Below are 17,727 nucleotides of genomic sequence, written 5' to 3' on the forward strand. Positions count from 1 at the left end.
TGGCAGATTGACCCGGTCGGCCTGCGCTATTCGCTGAACTGGTTCTGGGATCACTACCAGCTGCCGCTGTTTATTGTCGAAAACGGCTTTGGCGCGATTGATGTCCGCGAAGCGGACGGCAGCGTCAATGACCAGTATCGTATCGATTATCTCTCCGCTCATATCGCGGAGATGAAAAAGGCGGTGGTCGAGGATGGCGTCGATCTGATGGGCTACACCCCCTGGGGCTGTATCGATCTGGTTTCCGCCGGCACGGGGGAAATGAAAAAACGCTACGGCTTTATTTATGTCGATAAAGATAATGAAGGCAATGGCACGTTGGCACGCAGCCGGAAAAAGTCCTTTGCCTGGTATCAGCAGGTAATTGCCAGCAACGGGGAGAACCTGTCGTAGTCGGGTGGCGCTAACGCTTAACCGACCTACAATACACGTAGGCCCGCGTAAGCGTATGGACTGCACCCCGCACCCAAGCCGGAGCCTCGCCTCCGGTTTTTTTGTCTCTAAATCACTTTGCTTGATATACGTCAAGCAAGATGGGTATGGCACAATCCGCAAAAAGCGGTATAATCCCGCGATTTTTTTTGTGGCTGCCCCTCAGAGGAGAAAGAGAATGAAGATTGTGGAAGTCAAACACCCACTCGTCAAACACAAGCTGGGCCTGATGCGCGAGCACGACATCAGCACCAAACGCTTCCGTGAACTCGCCTCAGAAGTGGGCAGCTTACTGACTTATGAAGCCACCGCCGATCTGGAGACTGAGAAAGTCACTATTGAAGGCTGGAACGGTCCGGTGGAAGTCGAGCAGATCAAGGGCAAGAAAATTACCGTTGTGCCTATCCTGCGCGCTGGCCTCGGCATGATGGAAGGGGTGCTGGAGCACGTGCCAAGCGCGCGTATCAGCGTGGTCGGTATCTATCGCAATGAAGAAACCCTCGAGCCGGTGCCTTACTTCCAGAAACTGGTGTCTAACATCGATGAACGTATGGCGCTGGTCGTTGACCCGATGCTGGCCACCGGTGGGTCGATGATCGCCACTATCGATCTGCTGAAAAACGCCGGCTGCACCAGCATCAAGGTGCTGGTGCTGGTGGCGGCGCCGGAAGGGATTGCCGCGCTGGAGAAAGCCCACCCGGACGTTGAGCTGTACACCGCCTCTGTCGATAAGGGACTGAACGAGCACGGGTATATCATTCCCGGTCTCGGCGATGCCGGCGACAAGATTTTTGGAACGAAATAAAATATACCGCGAAAAAAGCCGACTTTGAGAGTCGGCTTTTTTTTGAATAAAAGTAATCCACAGCAAATAACAGACGACTCTCAGAGGAATACACTATGACGCGCCGTGCCATCGGGGTGAGTGAAAGACCGCCGCTTTTACAGACAATCCCGCTTAGTTTGCAACATCTGTTCGCCATGTTTGGCGCAACGGTACTGGTGCCTATTCTGTTCCACATTAACCCGGCCACCGTCCTGCTGTTCAACGGCATCGGTACGCTGTTGTACCTCTTTATCTGTAAAGGCAAAATTCCCGCTTATCTGGGATCAAGCTTCGCTTTTATCTCCCCGGTGCTGCTGCTGTTGCCGCTGGGCTACGAAGTGGCGCTGGGCGGCTTTATTATGTGCGGCGTGCTGTTCTGCCTCGTCTCCTTTATTGTCAAAAAAGCCGGTACCGGCTGGCTGGATGTGATGTTCCCGCCGGCGGCGATGGGCGCCATCGTGGCGGTTATCGGCCTCGAACTGGCGGGCGTGGCGGCTAATATGGCCGGGCTGCTGCCGGCCGACGGCCAGTCACCGGACAGTAAAACCATTATTATCTCGATGGTGACCCTGGCGGTGACGGTGTTCGGATCCGTGCTGTTCCGCGGCTTCCTGGCGATTATCCCGATCCTGATCGGCGTGCTGGTGGGCTATGCGCTGTCGTTTGTGATGGGCGTGGTCGATACCACCCCGATCGCCGAGGCCCACTGGTTCGCGCTGCCGACTTTCTACACTCCGCGCTTTGAGTGGTTTGCTATCTTCACCATACTGCCCGCCGCGCTGGTGGTGATTGCCGAGCACGTGGGGCATCTGGTGGTGACCGCCAATATCGTTAAGCGCGATCTGATCCGCGACCCGGGCCTGCATCGTTCGATGTTTGCCAACGGCCTGTCGACGATCGTTTCCGGCTTCTTCGGTTCGACGCCCAACACTACCTACGGTGAAAATATCGGCGTGATGGCGATTACCCGGGTCTACAGCACCTGGGTAATCGGCGGCGCGGCGATCATTGCGATTCTGCTCTCCTGCGTCGGCAAACTGGCGGCGGCTATCCAGATCATCCCGGTGCCGGTGATGGGCGGCGTTTCCCTGCTGCTGTACGGGGTGATCGGCGCCTCGGGGATCCGCGTACTGATTGAATCGAAGGTGGATTACAGTAAAGCGCAGAATCTGATCCTCACCTCAGTGATCCTGATCATCGGCGTTAGCGGCGCTAAAGTGCACATTGGCGCCGCCGAGCTGAAAGGGATGGCGCTGGCGACTATCGTGGGCATCGCCCTCAGCCTGATTTTCAAGCTTATCAGCGTCCTGCGTCCGGAAGAGGTGGTCCTCGACGCGGCGGATAGCGAAGAGTTTAAATAACGATCGCCTGACCGGGCGGCGATCCCGCCCGGTTCTCTCCTGACCTAAATCTGTGGTAAACTCTTCGCGTTTTTCTGTAAGCCTATGTTGAGGTCCATCTGAACGCACCGGCACAGCTCTCTTTGCCACTGTATCTTCCTGACGACGAAACCTTCGCGAGTTTCTGGCCGGGTGATAATCCTTCCCTACTTGCCGCCCTCCAGAACGTACTGCGCCAGGAACACAGCGGGTACATTTATATCTGGTCACGTGAAGGGGCAGGTCGTAGCCACCTGTTACACGCCGCCTGCGCGGAGCTTTCCCAGCGCGGGGATGCGGTAGGCTACGTGCCGCTGGATAAACGGACGTGGTTTGTGCCCGAGGTGCTGGAGGGGATGGAACAGCTGGCGCTGGTGTGCATCGATAACATCGAGTGCGTCGCCGGCGATGAGCCCTGGGAGATGGCCATCTTTAATCTCTATAACCGGATCCTGGAATCAGGCAAAACCCGGCTGCTGATCACCGGCGATCGGCCGCCGCGGCAGCTGAATCTTGGCCTGCCGGATCTGGCCTCACGGCTGGACTGGGGGCAGATCTATAAGCTGCAGCCGCTGTCGGATGAAGACAAACTGCAGGCGCTGCAGCTGCGCGCCAGACTGCGCGGCTTCGAGATGCCTGAAGATGTGTGCCGCTTCCTGCTGAAGCGGCTGGATCGCGAGATGCGTTCGCTGTTTATGACCCTCGATCAGTTGGATCATGCCTCGATTACCGCTCAGCGCAAGCTGACGATCCCCTTCGTGAAAGAGATCCTTAAGCTTTAGTCTGCCAGGGGAGTCAGCTCCTGCTCCGTCAGCCCGGTCAACCGGGCGACCAGGTCGCGCGGAAGGCCGCTGTGCAGCATAGCGACAGCGATGCGCTGCGCCTCTTCTTTCCGTCCTTCCTGACGGCCTTCCTGTCGCCCCTGCGCCAGGCCCCGCTCCAGCCCCTGTTGTTCCAGATATTCCGCAATCGTCATCAACGTCTCCTTATGCTGCGGCGTTCGTAACGCCAGCTCGCGAATGAATTTAATCGGCTCGCGCGTGTTGCCTGCCTGTACCAGATAGTGCATCAGGGCTTGTACCTGCGATTCCGTCGCCAGTCCAGTCAATAATAATTCGCTCAGCTTGTCGAGGAGCTGCGCCAGATCGCGTTGTCGAATATGTTTTTGCAGTAACTCCAGCGTTGCCATGCGCTGGTGGGTGACAATCTCGTCATCCGGAATGACGGTTATGTCCGCCAGCGGAAACGCCCCGTGATAAAGGTGGCCGGCCAGCTCCGGAGCGACGAATTCATCGAGCCAGCGCAGAGAGAACGGATAGGGGCTCACCAGACCGTGGTAGAAGAGAACAGGGATCACCAGCGGCAGGCGATCGTGGCCGGCATCTAGATGGCGCTGCATGGCGGCGATGGCGTAGCGCATCAGACGAAAGGCCATATGCCGGTCGGGCGTGCTCTGGTGTTCGATAAGCGCATAAATATAACCGTCGCCCGCCGTGGTTTTCAGGGAATACAAAATGTCGGCGTAAAAGGGACGCAGATCGTCTTCGACAAAATGCCCGGACTCGAGATGCAGCGTACGCAGATCGCACACTTTAAGCAGCGTCTCGGGCAGATACAGTTGCAGGAAATCACGGGCGGTATCGGGATGGGAGAGGTAGGTCTTAAACACGGCGTCATGGGGCGTGGAGGTCGGCTTTTTCATGTTCATCCGTCCAGTGGATTGAGCGATGGATGAACAGTAGCACCGTCCGTCGGGCGGGAGATATTGGCGTGAAAGATCTGGAATCGCCCACGTAAAAAAAAGCGCCGCGCAAACGCGGCGCGGGTGAGTTAGCTTACGATCTCAAGAACCTGTTCCGGCGGGCGGCCAATACGCGCCTGGCCGCGGCTGACGACGATAGGGCGCTCGATGAGTTTCGGATTGTCGACCATCGCCTGTATCAGCGCCGCGTTGCTGAGAGCCGGGTCGGCCAGATTGAGCGATTTATACAGCTCCTCTTTCTGGCGCATGAGCTCGCGGGGGCTCTCCATACCCAGCAGCTGCAGCAGCTGGCGCAGCGTCCCGGCATCCGGTGGCGTCTCAAGATAAAGCACCACCTCAGGATCGATGCCGCGGCTCTGCAGCAGGCTCAGCGTTTCGCGGCTCTTGGAGCAGCGTGGGTTATGGTAAATTTTTACCGCGTCGGTCATGGGGTCTCCTTACATTTTTTGATAGGGACGGAAGCGAGCCTGCAGATCGCGTAGCTGATCGATACGGGCATCGTAACGTGCCTGCTGCAGGCTACCGAGTTTCACCTGCGAGCTGGCGCTGCTGAGCAGGGAAATCGCCTGCTCCAGCTGGCCGACCAGCGCCATGCTTTCAGCCCGCGCCGCCAGCTCCTGATCGCGATTGCCCAGCGCGCCTTCCGCCTGGGCCAGCAGGTCCCAGCCGTTGCCATCCTCTTTATAGGTAAAGGTATACCGGTTCAGAATGGTCGCCGCTTCCCCGGGCTGCCCGCCCTGCAGCAGGGCGTTGGCCAGGTTCAGCTGCAGCACCGGATTAGTACGCAGCTCGCGGGCGTTTTTAAGGCGATTGATGGCGTCGCTGGTTTTCTTCTGTCCGAGGTCGATATCGGTGGCCAGATCGAGATACCAGGCATTTTGTGGGTCGGCGTTGAGCAGCGGCTGCAGCGTTTTGCGTGCCTGGTCAAAGTTGTTGCTTTCCATCGCCAGCAGAGCGCGACCATACTGGGCGGCATGCTGTTGGCGGATATTGCCTTTATCCCAGGCGTTCAGCAGATCGGTGCCCAGCTTGTTGTCGCCGTTGGTGTACATCCCGAGGGTACGCGCCTTCGCCAGATAGAAGTCCGCCGAGGACTGTACCACCACCGGGCGCATCTGGTTGGCGCGGTTACGGGCATCGGCCAGTCGGCTTTCCGGCAGGGGGTGGGTGAGCAACATTTCCGGCGGTCGCGTCGAGTAGCGCGACTCGTCAAGCAGTTTACCCATAAACATCGGCATAGCCTGCGGGTCGAAACCCGAGCGCTGCAGAACCTGAATGCCAATCCGGTCGGCCTCTTCTTCGTTCTGGCGGGTGAAGCTGATCATACCCTGCTGAGTACCGGCCAGCGTCCCGGTCAGGGCCGCCATTCCGGCCTGCGGGCTGGCCATCGCCAGCAGAATCGAACCCAGGGCACCGACCCAGGTCAGCGGCGCATTGCGCTTCTGATCTTCCATCGCGCGGGCGAGATGCCGCTGCGTCACGTGGGAGATTTCGTGCGCCATGACAGAGGCCAGTTCGCTCTCGTTATCAGAGTAGCGGAACAGGGCGGAGTGGAGGACCACATTGCCGCCGAAGAAGGCGAAGGCGTTGATCTGGTCGTTATTAATCAAATAGAAGTGGAACGGGGTACGCACCGAGTTGGCGTGAGCCACCAGACGCATACCCAGCCCGTTGATATATTGCACCAGCAGAGGGTCGTTGATCAGCGGCGCGCTACCGCGCAGTTGGCGGACGTAGTAATCCCCCATCTGCATTTCCTGACCGATTGACAGCGTGCTTCCTGCGGAGGTTCCCATGTCCGGCAGGGTATCTGCGGAGTCAGCAAAAGCAGGACCTATCGAACCCAGCGTCAGCGACGCGATCGCGGTCGCCACCAGCGTTTTCTTCAACTGCCTGAACATAACCTCTGTCCTGTAATGTGGGTGTGCCAGTTTGACCGATTGTGCGGCGTAATGTTCCCTGGCCGCATCCCAGCGAGTTTAGCTGGCGTTGGCCGCCTTGAAAATATGTTCTTCATGGCGGAGAACGGTTTGACTGCGGCGCATCAAAAAGCGAAGTCTTTTTTGTGACATTTCGATACAATTCCCTGGATTGTCGCCGCTTGGCCCTTCAGGGAAGGTTTTATGCTTGAGATGTTAATGCAGTGGTACCGCCGTCGATTCAGCGACCCTGAGGCGATAGCGCTGCTGGTTATTTTGCTTGCCGGTTTCGGCATTATGTTCTTTTTCAGCGGCCTGCTGGCCCCGTTGCTGGTGGCTATCGTGCTGGCGTATCTGCTGGAGTGGCCGACCGTTCGTCTGGAGCGCATCGGTCTGTCGCGCACCTGGGCCACCTCGCTGGTGCTGATCCTCTTTGTGGGCATCCTGCTGTTGCTGGCCTTTGTGGTGCTGCCGGTAGCCTGGCAGCAAGGGATCTACCTCATCCGCGATATGCCGGGCATGCTAAATAAGCTCTCTGATTTCGCCGCCACGCTGCCGCGGCGCTATCCGGCGTTAATGGATGCCGGCATTATCGATGCGATGGCGGAAAATATGCGCACCCGGATGCTGACGGTGGGCGACTCGGTGGTTAAGTACTCTCTGGCTTCGCTGGTGGGGTTACTCACCCTGGCGGTCTATCTGGTGCTGGTGCCGCTGATGGTCTTCTTCCTGCTGAAGGATAAAGAGCAGATGCTCAACGCGGTGCGCCGCGTTCTGCCGCGCAATCGCGGGCTTGCCGGGCAGGTGTGGAAAGAGATGAACCAGCAGATCACCAACTATATTCGCGGCAAGGTGCTGGAGATGATTGTCGTCAGCGTCGCCACCTGGATAGGCTTTATCCTCTTTGGCCTCAACTACTCGCTGCTGCTGGCGGTGCTGGTGGGCTTCTCGGTGCTGATCCCCTATATCGGCGCGTTTGTGGTGACCATTCCGGTGGTGGGGGTGGCGCTGTTTCAGTTTGGCGCTGGCACCGAGTTCTGGAGCCTGTTTGCGGTCTATCTGATTATTCAGGGGCTGGACGGTAACCTGCTGGTTCCGGTGCTGTTCTCGGAAGCGGTCAATTTACACCCGCTGGTGATTATCCTGTCGGTGGTGATCTTTGGCGGACTGTGGGGATTCTGGGGCGTCTTCTTCGCCATTCCGCTGGCCACGCTGATTAAAGCAGTGGTGCATGCCTGGCCGGATGGTTTGGCGGTCGACGACTAAGGCAATGAGAATAAAAAAAGACGCCGGGCGAGGGCTTCCTCTCCCGGCGTCTTGCTTTGCATCAGGCGTTTTCTTTCAGCCAGTTCAGCACCACGTCGTGGTGATTGCTGGTTTTGAAATCATCAAAGACGTGTTCGATTTTGCCATCGGCATCGATGAGGAAACTAATCCGGTGGATCCCGTCGTAGGTTTTCCCCATAAAGGATTTTTCGCCCCAGACGCCAAACTGCTCGCAAACCTGATGGTTTTCATCAGACAGCAGCGTAAAGTTCAGCAGCTCTTTTTCGGCGAAACGGGAGAGTTTTTCCGGTTTATCGGTGCTGATGCCCAGCACTTCAACGCCGGCTTTTTTCAGGTCGTCCATATTATCGCGCAAGCCGCACGCCTGTACGGTGCAGCCCGGGGTCATGGCTTTCGGGTAAAAATAAACCAGGACACGTTGTCCCTGGAAGTCGGTTAAATTTACTTCCTCGCCGTCCTGGTCCGGTAAGCTAAATTTCGGTGCGATATCACCGGCTTTCAGTGGGGTCATGGGTTAAACTCCATCCTGTTCATCATGCTGTGAATAATTAACGATGTTAATACTGCCTTGTGCGTTCAGTTCTGTACATAGGGCTTTGAACGCTTGTTCGATATTTGCTGCATTTTGCGTCGCAGGACTGTGGGCAGTTATCTGGATAAAAAGCTGCGCGGAATCGCCGTCTCCCGGCTGCGTGCGGGACACCAGCTCCGCAATATTCATATTCCATGTATCGCACAGGGCAGTAAAGCGCTCGATGATATGCGGTGAGTCCGGCACCTCAACCTGGACCCAAACGGTGTTTGGCATGGCCTGCGGCGGGCGCGCAGTGGTGCGTTTCATCACGATCAACAGCTCCAGCTCCGCGCCTTTCAGCGGCAGAGTTGATTCGATCAGGTTAATCGCATTCCACGACCCGGAAAGCAGCATGATAAACGTAAACTCATCACCGAGCATGGCCAGCCGGCTGTCTTCGATATTACAACCGCAGCTGCTGACGTGGCGAGTGATCGTATTCACGATGCCGGGACGGTCAGCCCCCAGGGCGGTAATAACCAGATAGTGTTGTAATGAGGCTGTCAAACCTGTTCTTCCTTTAAAAAGGTGAGGTAACATTAGGAAAGCATAAAAAAAACCGCCATACAACATCCCTGATGGCGTCGGGTCTCTTGCTTTTATTACAGCTCCAAACGTAACATTGAGAATCTTGTCGCACTTCTGCTCTGAGGATGGCCCATGTTCACGGGAAGTATTGTAGCGCTTGTCACGCCGATGGATGAAAACGGTAATGTCTGCCGGACAAGCCTGAAAAAACTGATTGATTACCATGTCGCCAACGGAACCTCGGCGATCGTTTCGGTAGGGACTACCGGTGAATCCGCAACGCTGAGCCATGAAGAGCATGGCGACGTGGTGATGATGACGCTGGAGCTGGCCGACGGGCGTATTCCGGTTATCGCTGGAACGGGAGCCAATGCAACCGCAGAGGCGATTAGCCTGACCAAACGTTTTAACGATAGCGGTGTTGTTGGCTGCCTGACGGTCACTCCTTATTATAACCGTCCGACCCAGGAAGGCCTGTTCCAGCACTTTAAAGCTATCGCCGAACATACTGACCTGCCGCAAATTCTGTATAATGTGCCGTCCCGTACCGGTTGCGATATGCTGCCGGAAACCGTTGGCCGTCTGGCGGAAATTAAAAATATTGTCGGTATTAAGGAAGCAACAGGGAACTTAAGTCGCGTTCACCAGATCAAAGAGCTGGTTTCAGACGACTTTATTCTGCTGAGCGGTGACGATGCGACCGGTATGGACTTCATGCAGCTCGGCGGCGTAGGCGTGATTTCTGTTACGGCCAACGTGGCGGCGCGCGAAATGGCCGACATGTGCCGTCTGGCGCTGGCGGGTCAATTTGCCGAAGCTCGTGCGATTAACCAGCGTCTGATGCCACTGCATACAAAATTATTTGTCGAACCCAATCCTATCCCGGTGAAATGGGGATGCAAGGCGTTGGGTCTTGTGGCGACCGATACGCTGCGCTTGCCGATGACGCCTATCACCGATCATGGTCGTGAAGCCGTCACTGCCGCGCTGAAGCATGCCGGTTTGCTGTAAAGTTTAGGGAGATTTGATGGCTTACTCAGTACAGAAGTCGCGCCTGGCGAAGGTTGCGGGTGTTTCGCTGGTTCTACTCCTCGCGGCCTGTAGTTCTGACTCGCGCTATAAGCGTCAGGTGAGCGGTGATGAGGCCTATTTACAGGCATCACCGTTGAGCGAACTTCACGCGCCGGCGGGGATGATCCTGCCGATTCAGGTGGGTGATTACAATATTCCGGTGGCTAACAGCACCGGCGCGGTCGGTAAAGCGCTGGACATTCGTCCGCCGGCGCAGCCGCTGGCGCTGGTGAGCGGTGCGCGGACCCAGTTTAACGGCGATACCGCGACGCTGATGGTCGAGAACGGCCGCAGCGGTTCGCTGTGGGCACAGGTCACCAGTATTCTTCAGGCGAAGAACTACGTTATCGCCAAGCGCGATGATGCGAGCCAGACGCTGAACACCGACTGGGTTGAGTGGAACCGTCTTGATGAAGATCAGCAGTATCGCGGTCGTTATCAAATCTCCGTCAAACCGCAGGGTTATCAGCAAGCGGTGGTCGTTAAGCTGGTGAATCTGGAGCAGGCGGGTAAACCGGTTGCCGATCCGGCGTCTCTGCAGCGCTACAGCACCGCTATGCTGAACGTCATTTCGGAAGGCCTTGACATGAATGCCACCAGCGCCCAGAACGCCGCACAGCGCAGCGCGGGGGCCACCTTCGACGTGCAGAGCGCCGCCGACGATACCGGCCTGCCGATGCTCGTTGTTCGCGCGCCGTTTAACCTGGTGTGGCAGCGTCTGCCGGGCGCCCTCGAGAAAGTGGGGATGAAAGTGACCGACAGCACGCGCTCTCAGGGCAGCATGGCGCTGACCTATAAGCCGCTGTCTGACAGCAGCTGGCAGGAGCTGGGCGCACGTGACCCGCAGCTGGTCTCCGGCGACTACAAACTGCAGGTCGGCGACCTCGATAACCGCAGTAGCCTGCAGTTTATCGACCCGAAAGGCCACACCCTGACGCAGTCGCAAAATGACGCCCTGGTAGCCGTATTCCAGGCCGCATTTAACAAGTAATCAAAAGGGCTGGAGCAATCCGGCCCTTTTTCATGTATAGTGACGCAAACGTGTGCGTGGCCATATAATCCTGTAAATCGCCGCGTTAAGGCTGCTCCAGTCGCCTGACTGCAGTTCGCCCCGCAAGCGTACAGCATCCGCTCCAACGCCCGTTGCAGGATGTTATGTAAGACCGACACGTCATTTTTTGGCTCAATATCACTGGAGTAGTGAAAGATGAAAAAGCAAGCTGAGTTGTATCGTGGTAAGGCGAAGACAGTATACAGCACCGATAATCCGGACCTGCTGGTACTGGAATTCCGTAACGATACGTCAGCAGGTGATGGCGCGCGCATCGAGCAGTTCGATCGTAAAGGCATGGTGAACAACAAATTCAACCATTTCATTATGAGTAAACTGGCAGAAGCGGGCATCCCTACCCAGATGGAAGCGCTGCTCTCCGATACCGAATGTCTGGTGAAAAAACTGGATATGGTGCCGGTAGAGTGCGTGGTGCGTAACCGTGCGGCAGGCTCGCTGGTAAAACGTTTAGGCATTGAAGAAGGTATCGAGCTGAATCCGCCGCTGTTCGACCTGTTCCTGAAAAACGATGCTATGCACGATCCGATGGTCAACGACTCCTACTGCGAAACCTTCGGCTGGGTGAGTAAAGAGAATCTGGCGCGGATGCGCGAGCTGACCTACAAAGCCAACGACGTGCTGAAAAAACTGTTCGATGACGCCGGTCTGATTCTGGTGGACTTTAAGCTGGAGTTTGGTCTGTTCAAAGGCGAAGTGGTGCTGGGCGACGAGTTTTCGCCGGACGGCAGCCGCCTGTGGGATAAAAACACCCTCGATAAAATGGACAAAGACCGCTTCCGCCAGAGCCTTGGCGGCCTGATCGAAGCCTACGAAGAAGTGGCTCACCGCCTGGGCGTTAAGCTCGACTAACCCGCCCGCAGCCAGAAGATGGCCTCATCTTCTGGCGTCTCTTGCTGTTTCCTGTGGTAATCCTGCGCTGAACCGCCTACGATCTCTGCTATTGATACATAACAGGGAATGAGGTGCTTATGCGCTGGCAAGGGCGTCGCGAAAGCGACAATGTTGAAGATCGACGTGGACAATCAGGCTCGCCGTTTGGCGGCGGCGGGGGCGGCGGCTTCCGTCTGCCGAGCGGGAAGGGCGGCATTGTATTGCTGATTATTGTGCTGGTGGCGGGCTACTACGGCGTGGATTTGACCGGCATGTTGACCGGCGAACCGATGCCGCAGCAGCAGACCTCCACGCAGCGCTCCATCAGTCCGAAAGACGATGAAGCGGCGAAGTTTACTTCCGTCATTCTGGCTACCACCGAAGATACCTGGGGGCCGATCTTTGAAAAGATGGGCCGCCAGTACCCGCAGCCAAAGCTGGTGCTCTACCGCGGCGCGACCCGTACCGGCTGCGGCACCGGTCAGTCGGTGATGGGCCCCTTCTATTGTCCTGCCGACAGTACGGTCTATATCGACCTGTCATTCTACGATGAGATGAAAAATAAACTGGGCGCCGACGGCGACTTTGCCCAGGGGTACGTCATTGCTCATGAAGTGGGTCATCACGTACAAAAACTGCTGGGCATTGAGCCGAAGGTCCGCCAGCAACAGCAGCATGCCACGCAGGCCGAAGCCAACCGCCTGTCGGTTAAGATGGAGCTGCAGGCAGACTGCTTCGCCGGCGTCTGGGGTCATAATATGCAGCAGCAGGATATTCTGGAAACTGGCGATCTGCAGGAGGCGCTGAACGCCGCCGAGGCCATCGGCGACGATCGTCTACAGCAGCAGAGCCAGGGACGCGTGGTGCCGGACAGTTTTACCCACGGCACCTCGAAACAGCGCTACACCTGGTTCAAACGCGGTTTCGATAGCGGCGATCCGGCGCAGTGCAATACCTTCGGCAGCGCGCTGTAATCGTCCCCCATGATGGACGCGCTGCTTAACCTCACCGCGCAAATGGCGCGGGAGGGGATCCGTCGCCTGCTGGTGCTCAGCGGCGATGAGAGCTGGACGCTGCAGCAGGCGCAGGCGCTACGGGAGAGGCTCGGCGGCGATGGCCTGTGGGTTGGCCCCGAGCCGGTTTCTGCGCCCTGCGTGGCGCCCGGCGCGCTGAAAACGCTGCTGGGGCGGGAAGTGATGCACGCCTTTTTCGATGCCCGGCGCGGGTTTGATGTGGCCGCCATGGCGGCCCTGAGCGGCACGCTGCGGGCGGGAAGCTGGCTGGTGCTGCTGACGCCCCCCTTCGCCGACTGGCCGACCCGGGCGGATGAGGACTCTCTGCGCTGGAGCGATACGCCTGACCCTATCGTTACCCCTAACTTTGTTCACCGCTGCTGTCGGCAGTTTATCGCCGATCCGGAGGTGTTGCTCTGGCGGCAGTCGGACCGGCCACGTTTCCCGCTGGCCGCCTCGCGTCCCGACTGGCATCCCGCCGATGGCCGCCCGCAGGCCGAGCAGGCGGCAATCCTTGAGCAACTGATACGCCTGCCGCCCGGTATCGCGGCGGTGACGGCGGAGCGTGGACGGGGGAAGTCCGCGCTGGCGGGCATGCTCCTGCGCCAGCTTGGGGGCGAGGCCATCGTCACCGCCCCAACGCGTAGCGCTGTCGAGGTGCTGGCCAGCTTTGCCGGGGAGACGTTGCGCTTTATGGCGCCCGATGCGCTGCTGGCGTCGAAAGAAAAGGCGGCGTGGCTGATAGTCGATGAGGCCGCGGCTATCCCGGCTCCGCTTCTCCGGCAACTGGTGAGCCGTTTTCCCCGCACGCTACTCACCACGACGGTGCAAGGGTACGAGGGCACCGGTCGCGGGTTCCTGCTGAAATTTTGCGCCAGTCTGCCCCATCTGCAATCGTTCACCCTGAACGCCCCGATCCGCTGGGCGGCGGGCTGTCCGCTGGAGTCAGCCATCAGTCAGTTGCTTATCTTTAACGATGAGGCATTTCGCGACGCGCCGATGGGGGAGCTAGCCCTGGAGGCGGTCAATCAGTCCTGCTGGCAAACGCAGCCAGCGCTACCGGAGGCGATGTACCAGCTATTGTCCGGGGCGCATTACCGAACTTCCCCGCTCGATCTGCGGCGCATGATGGATGCTCCGGGCCAGGCTTTCCGCTGCGCTCGCGCCGGCGGCGCGGTAGCGGGCGCCCTGTGGCTGGTGGCCGAGGGGGGACTTTCTCGCGAACTGAGCCGGGCGGTATGGGCGGGTTTTCGCCGGCCGCGCGGGAATCTGGTCGCCCAGTCGCTGGCGGCGCACGGCGGCAGTCCCCTGGCGGCGACGCTGCGCGGGCTGCGGGTCAGTCGGATCGCTGTCCATCCCACCCGCCAGCGGGAAGGCCTCGGGCGGAAGATGATCGCCGATATCGCCGCCGATGCCGCTGGCTATGACTATCTCTCCGTCAGCTTCGGCTATACCGCTGAGCTGTGGCGCTTCTGGCAACGCTGCGGGTTTACCCTCGTACGGCTGGGTACCCATCGCGAGGCCAGCAGCGGCTGCTATACGGCGATGGCCCTCTATCCGTTGACCGCGGCAGGGCGCCAGCTGGCGCAGCGGGAGGCGCAGCGGCTGCAGCGCGATGAATACTGGCTTCGCCCGTGGCGAGAGGAATCCGCGCCGCTGCCGGCCGTCGCAGACGCTATGCTTAGTGATGAGGACTGGCTGGAAGCGGCGAGCTTTGCCTTCGCCCACCGCCCGCTGGCCGCGGCGCTGGGCTGCCTCAACCGCCTACTGATGCAGGCCGACATGCCGTTGCCGGCCCTGCGGGGACGACTGCAGGGCAAAGAGGAGGCCGCACTCTGCGCCGTGCTGCAGCTGACGGGGCGAAAAGCCTTGCAGGCGAGATGGCGTCGGGAGGCCGCTGACGCCTTGCGCTCCCTTGATGCAGCGCGCGCTGATGCGCTGCGTCAGCAGGTGGCGCATCTGCAATTTTTTTAACTAACTCATTCAGTTAAATGGCATGGTCATATCTGGCGAGCGGCGTACACTGCCCGCAAACACTAAGGAGACAGCCATGAAACACGATCATTTTATTGTTCAAAGTCCTGCGACACCTGCGCAACAGCTGTTGCTGCTGTTTCATGGCGTAGGGGATAACCCGGTCTCCATGGGGCAAATCGGCAGCTGGTTCGCGCCGCAGTTTCCTGATGCGCTGATCGTCAGCATTGGCGGGGTGGAACCTTGCGGCCCCAACGGTCGGCAGTGGTTTTCACTGCAGGGGATGACGGAAGAGAATCGTCAGCAGCGCATCGACGCCATTATGCCGACCTTTATTGAAATTGTACGCTACTGGCAGGAAAAGAGCGGCGTCAGTCCACTGGCCACCGCGCTGATCGGTTTCTCTCAGGGGGCGATTATGTCGCTGGAGAGTATCAAAGCGGCGCCGGATCTGGCTTCGCGGGTCATCGCCTTTAATGGCCGCTATGCGACGCTGCCGGAGACGGCAACGACGGCCACTACCATTCACCTGATCCACGGTGGTGAAGATCGGGTTATCGACCTGGCGTGGGCGGTGTCGGCCGAGGAGGCGTTACAGCAGGCGGGCGGCGACGTGACCTTAGATATTGTCGACGATCTCGGGCATGCCATTGACGATCGCAGCATGCAGTTGGCGATCGAGCGTCTGCGTTATACCGTGCCGAAGCACTATTTTGATGAGGCGCTGAGCGGCAGTACGCCAAAAGGGGACGATATCATCGAAATGCTGTAACCCCGGTGAGCGGGGTTACAGGCGGGCGGTACCGCGATAAAGGCAAACTTACGGTTTCTTCGACTGGTCGTGCTTCGGCCAGTCGTCGTCATCGTCCCATTTATCGTTAAAATCACGGTGCGGCGGCAGATCGGGTTTGTTGTTGAGGAATTTTTTGTGGTCAACGCGATTCAGATCTTTAATCACGTTGATAATTACCCCCACCAAAAAGACCAGCACCAGAATCCACCAGTGTTTAATAAGCCATTCCATGCGCGCTTCCTCTTTACGTCAATTCGTCAGGCGACCAGCTGTTCCATGACGCGTTGATACATCCGCGCCAGCAGCTGCAGGTCGGCGGCGTTCACACATTCATTAATTTTGTGAATCGTTGCGTTTACGGGGCCCAGCTCAACCACCTGCGCCCCCATGCGCGCGATAAACCGTCCGTCTGAGGTGCCGCCGTTGGTTAACAGCTGCGGTTTGATCTCATTATAGTGCTCAATCGCGTTGACGACCGCATCCACCAGCTTGCCCCGTCCGGTGAGGAACGGCTGGCCGGAGAGCCACCACTCCACGCTGTAACGCAGCTGGTATTTTTCCAGCAGGGCGATCACCCGGGATTTGATCATCTCGTCCGTCAGCTCCGTACTGAAGCGGAAGTTGAACTGGACGAACATATCGCCGGGGATCACGTTATTGCTGCCGGTGCCGGACTGCACGTTGGCGATCTGCATGCTGGTCGGCGGGAAGAACTCATTGCCTTTATCCCACTCGATATTGACCAGTTCCGCCAGCATCGGCGCCGCGCGGTGGACAGGGTTATCGGCAAGGTGCGGATAGGCGACATGGCCCTGCACGCCGTGAATAGTCAGGTTGCAGGTCAGCGAGCCGCGGCGGCCGTTTTTCACCACATCGCCGACCACTTCGGTACTGGAAGGTTCGCCGACCAGACAATAGTCCAGACGCTCGTTACGCGCCATCAGCGTCTCCACCACTTTGACGGTGCCGTTTTTGGCGCTGGCCTCTTCATCAGAGGTGATCAAAAACGCCAGTCGGCCCCTGTGGTTCGGGTACTGCGCGACAAAACGCTCTGCGGCAACCACCATCGCCGCCAGCGAGCCTTTCATATCCGCCGCTCCGCGGCCAAACAGCATCCCGTCGCGGATGGTCGGTTCGAACGGGGGATTGATCCAGCGGTCGGCGTCGCCTGCCGGGACTACGTCGGTGTGGCCGGCGAAGGCCAGCGTCTCGCCGTGGCCGCGCCAGGCCCAGAAATTCTGCGTATCGCCGAAATCCATCGGTTCAACGGTAAAGCCGATCGCACGCAGGCGTTCAATCATTAACGCCTGGCATCCCGCATCATCGGGGCTAAGGGAAGGGCGGCGAATAAGCTGCTGAGCCAGCTCAATGACCGGGCAAGACATAGACTATACCTCGTTAAACTGCTGATAACTTGCTTCACTAAAACCCAGCAGCATAGGACGACCGGGCGCGCAGAGCAATGGGCGTTTGATAATTGCCGGCATTTCCAGCATCAATGCGGCAGCGGCGTCGGCATTATCGATGCTATTGCGCAGCGACTCGTCGAGTTTGCGCCAGGTGGTGCCACGGGTGTTCAGCAGCGCCTGCCAGCCCAGCTCGGCAATAAAGGTATCCAGTTGCGCGCGCTCAAGGCCATCGGCGCGGTAATCATGGAAGCGATACTCAATCTGATGCGCTTCCAGCCAGCGGCGGGCTTTTTTAATGGTATCGCAGTTTTTAATTCCGTACATGGTGAGCATAGATAAACCTTTTACATTCAATTAAGCGGTTAACTCAGATATTTCCGAATATATAAGTCTTACTGAAATAATACGTGATTCAGATGAATAAATATAACTTTTTACCAGGGATCTCATTCGATATATCGGGTGGTTAAATGTTGGCCACCTGTGGGCATGATGTGAGGGCTTTAACATTATTGCAAAAATGTTGTCTGAGGTTGCTCTACGTCACATTATGTTTACATACGAAGCGGCATAGTAGCGACAACCAGAGGTTTTATCTCTGTCAGCGGTCCATAAGACAATCAGAGCAATAGGGGAGCACAACTTCCCATCGGTAATGAAGTTATATAGAATCGACCATAATAATAAGAGAGGCTATTATGATTGAACATGAACTGGGGAACTGGAAAGACTTTATTGAAGGCATGCTTCGTAAATAAATTTCCGCAATGTGAGCAGGGGAATAACGCGAAGTAAATAAGCGCGCTAGGGTTCTGAAC

The 17,727-nt window shown here is 57.8% G+C and carries 21 protein-coding genes; 13 read left to right on the plus strand and 8 right to left on the minus strand.

Features of this window, described 5'->3' with window-relative positions; all coding sequences use genetic code 11:
* The 4 genes from HMPREF3140_RS29225 to HMPREF3140_RS06885 all read left to right on the plus strand — a co-directional run.
* Positions 1 to 393: family 1 glycosylhydrolase (locus HMPREF3140_RS29225; RefSeq protein ID WP_049118932.1), on the plus strand; the 393-nt coding region annotated here is incomplete at its 5' end.
* A 217-nt stretch (positions 394 to 610) separates the two neighbouring features.
* The gene (gene upp / locus HMPREF3140_RS06875; protein ID WP_002913827.1) at positions 611 to 1,237 is read left to right on the plus strand and encodes a uracil phosphoribosyltransferase; all 627 of its coding nucleotides are present in this window, start codon (positions 611 to 613) and stop codon (positions 1,235 to 1,237) included.
* A 95-nt stretch (positions 1,238 to 1,332) separates the two neighbouring features.
* On the plus strand, positions 1,333 to 2,619 hold the full coding sequence (uraA, locus tag HMPREF3140_RS06880; RefSeq protein WP_002913824.1) for a uracil permease: 1,287 nt from the start codon (positions 1,333 to 1,335) through the stop codon (positions 2,617 to 2,619).
* A 98-nt stretch (positions 2,620 to 2,717) separates the two neighbouring features.
* Positions 2,718 to 3,419 (plus strand): DnaA inactivator Hda, encoded by a 702-nt coding sequence (locus HMPREF3140_RS06885; RefSeq protein ID WP_020947395.1) that lies wholly within the window; start codon positions 2,718 to 2,720, stop codon positions 3,417 to 3,419.
* On the opposite strand, the gene HMPREF3140_RS06890 is transcribed toward HMPREF3140_RS06885, so the two are convergent.
* The 3 genes from HMPREF3140_RS06890 to bepA all read right to left on the minus strand — a co-directional run bounded on the left by HMPREF3140_RS06890 (position 3,416) and on the right by bepA (position 6,300).
* A complete protein-coding gene (locus tag HMPREF3140_RS06890) occupies positions 3,416 to 4,339 on the minus strand; it encodes an Rpn family recombination-promoting nuclease/putative transposase (RefSeq protein WP_032412135.1) in 924 nt (307 codons plus the stop codon). The two genes, HMPREF3140_RS06885 and HMPREF3140_RS06890, sit on opposite strands and share 4 nt — an antisense overlap.
* A 128-nt stretch (positions 4,340 to 4,467) precedes the next feature.
* Entirely contained in the window at positions 4,468 to 4,827 is a 360-nt protein-coding gene (gene arsC / locus HMPREF3140_RS06895; protein ID WP_004174871.1) for an arsenate reductase (glutaredoxin), read from the minus strand.
* Positions 4,828 to 4,836: 9 nt separating this feature from the next.
* The gene (gene bepA / locus HMPREF3140_RS06900; protein ID WP_002913807.1) at positions 4,837 to 6,300 is read right to left on the minus strand and encodes a beta-barrel assembly-enhancing protease; all 1,464 of its coding nucleotides are present in this window, start codon (positions 6,298 to 6,300) and stop codon (positions 4,837 to 4,839) included.
* A 51-nt stretch (positions 6,301 to 6,351) separates the two neighbouring features.
* Between bepA and HMPREF3140_RS28665 the strand changes: the two genes are divergently transcribed.
* Positions 6,352 to 6,468, plus strand: a complete 117-nt coding sequence (locus HMPREF3140_RS28665; protein ID WP_004221267.1) for a hypothetical protein — start codon at positions 6,352 to 6,354, stop codon at positions 6,466 to 6,468.
* A 54-nt stretch (positions 6,469 to 6,522) separates the two neighbouring features.
* Positions 6,523 to 7,584: an AI-2E family transporter gene (locus HMPREF3140_RS06910; RefSeq protein ID WP_002913806.1), complete on the plus strand. Its 1,062-nt coding sequence runs from the start codon at positions 6,523 to 6,525 to the stop codon at positions 7,582 to 7,584.
* A gap of 61 nt (positions 7,585 to 7,645) precedes the next feature.
* On the opposite strand, the gene bcp is transcribed toward HMPREF3140_RS06910, so the two are convergent.
* On the minus strand, positions 7,646 to 8,116 hold the full coding sequence (bcp, locus tag HMPREF3140_RS06915; RefSeq protein WP_002913805.1) for a thioredoxin-dependent thiol peroxidase: 471 nt from the start codon (positions 8,114 to 8,116) through the stop codon (positions 7,646 to 7,648).
* Between the two features lie 3 nt (positions 8,117 to 8,119).
* Positions 8,120 to 8,686 (minus strand): glycine cleavage system transcriptional repressor, encoded by a 567-nt coding sequence (locus tag HMPREF3140_RS06920; RefSeq protein WP_002913804.1) that lies wholly within the window; start codon positions 8,684 to 8,686, stop codon positions 8,120 to 8,122.
* A gap of 153 nt (positions 8,687 to 8,839) precedes the next feature.
* Here HMPREF3140_RS06920 and dapA point away from each other — a divergent pair, with 153 nt between their 5' ends.
* The 6 genes from dapA (at position 8,840) to ypfH (ending at position 15,479) form a co-directional block, all read left to right on the plus strand.
* Positions 8,840 to 9,718 carry a 4-hydroxy-tetrahydrodipicolinate synthase gene (gene dapA / locus HMPREF3140_RS06925; protein ID WP_002913803.1) on the plus strand — a complete coding sequence of 293 codons (879 nt, stop codon included), beginning with the start codon at positions 8,840 to 8,842 and terminating at the stop codon, positions 9,716 to 9,718.
* Positions 9,719 to 9,734: 16 nt separating this feature from the next.
* Entirely contained in the window at positions 9,735 to 10,769 is a 1,035-nt protein-coding gene (gene bamC, locus HMPREF3140_RS06930) for an outer membrane protein assembly factor BamC (RefSeq protein WP_004149279.1), read from the plus strand.
* A gap of 216 nt (positions 10,770 to 10,985) precedes the next feature.
* Complete coding sequence (gene purC / locus HMPREF3140_RS06935) at positions 10,986 to 11,699, plus strand: phosphoribosylaminoimidazolesuccinocarboxamide synthase (RefSeq protein ID WP_002913801.1); 714 nt, start codon at positions 10,986 to 10,988, stop codon at positions 11,697 to 11,699.
* Between the two features lie 119 nt (positions 11,700 to 11,818).
* A complete protein-coding gene (locus tag HMPREF3140_RS06940; protein ID WP_002913800.1) occupies positions 11,819 to 12,694 on the plus strand; it encodes a KPN_02809 family neutral zinc metallopeptidase in 876 nt (291 codons plus the stop codon).
* Between the two features lie 9 nt (positions 12,695 to 12,703).
* Positions 12,704 to 14,707, plus strand: coding sequence for a tRNA(Met) cytidine acetyltransferase TmcA (locus HMPREF3140_RS06945; protein WP_032412131.1), 2,004 nt, complete (start codon positions 12,704 to 12,706; stop codon positions 14,705 to 14,707).
* Between the two features lie 76 nt (positions 14,708 to 14,783).
* Complete coding sequence (gene ypfH, locus HMPREF3140_RS06950) at positions 14,784 to 15,479, plus strand: esterase (protein ID WP_070552893.1); 696 nt, start codon at positions 14,784 to 14,786, stop codon at positions 15,477 to 15,479.
* A 48-nt stretch (positions 15,480 to 15,527) separates the two neighbouring features.
* Here ypfH and HMPREF3140_RS06955 read toward each other — a convergent pair whose 3' ends face one another.
* The 3 genes from HMPREF3140_RS06955 to HMPREF3140_RS06965 are packed head-to-tail and all read right to left on the minus strand — an operon-like array spanning position 15,528 to position 17,242.
* Positions 15,528 to 15,731 (minus strand): YpfN family protein, encoded by a 204-nt coding sequence (locus tag HMPREF3140_RS06955; protein WP_002913768.1) that lies wholly within the window; start codon positions 15,729 to 15,731, stop codon positions 15,528 to 15,530.
* Between the two features lie 26 nt (positions 15,732 to 15,757).
* On the minus strand, positions 15,758 to 16,885 hold the full coding sequence (gene dapE, locus HMPREF3140_RS06960; protein ID WP_002913766.1) for a succinyl-diaminopimelate desuccinylase: 1,128 nt from the start codon (positions 16,883 to 16,885) through the stop codon (positions 15,758 to 15,760).
* A 3-nt stretch (positions 16,886 to 16,888) separates the two neighbouring features.
* Positions 16,889 to 17,242, minus strand: a complete 354-nt coding sequence (locus HMPREF3140_RS06965; protein ID WP_002913764.1) for an ArsC family reductase — start codon at positions 17,240 to 17,242, stop codon at positions 16,889 to 16,891.
* Positions 17,243 to 17,607: 365 nt separating this feature from the next.
* Here HMPREF3140_RS06965 and ypfM point away from each other — a divergent pair, with 365 nt between their 5' ends.
* On the plus strand, positions 17,608 to 17,667 hold the full coding sequence (ypfM, locus tag HMPREF3140_RS28245) for a protein YpfM (protein WP_100181659.1): 60 nt from the start codon (positions 17,608 to 17,610) through the stop codon (positions 17,665 to 17,667).
* Positions 17,668 to 17,727 lie beyond the last annotated feature (60 nt).

Origin of the sequence: Klebsiella sp. HMSC16A12, from assembly GCF_001808265.1 — a bacterium.
Lineage (GTDB): Bacteria > Pseudomonadota > Gammaproteobacteria > Enterobacterales > Enterobacteriaceae > Klebsiella > Klebsiella pneumoniae.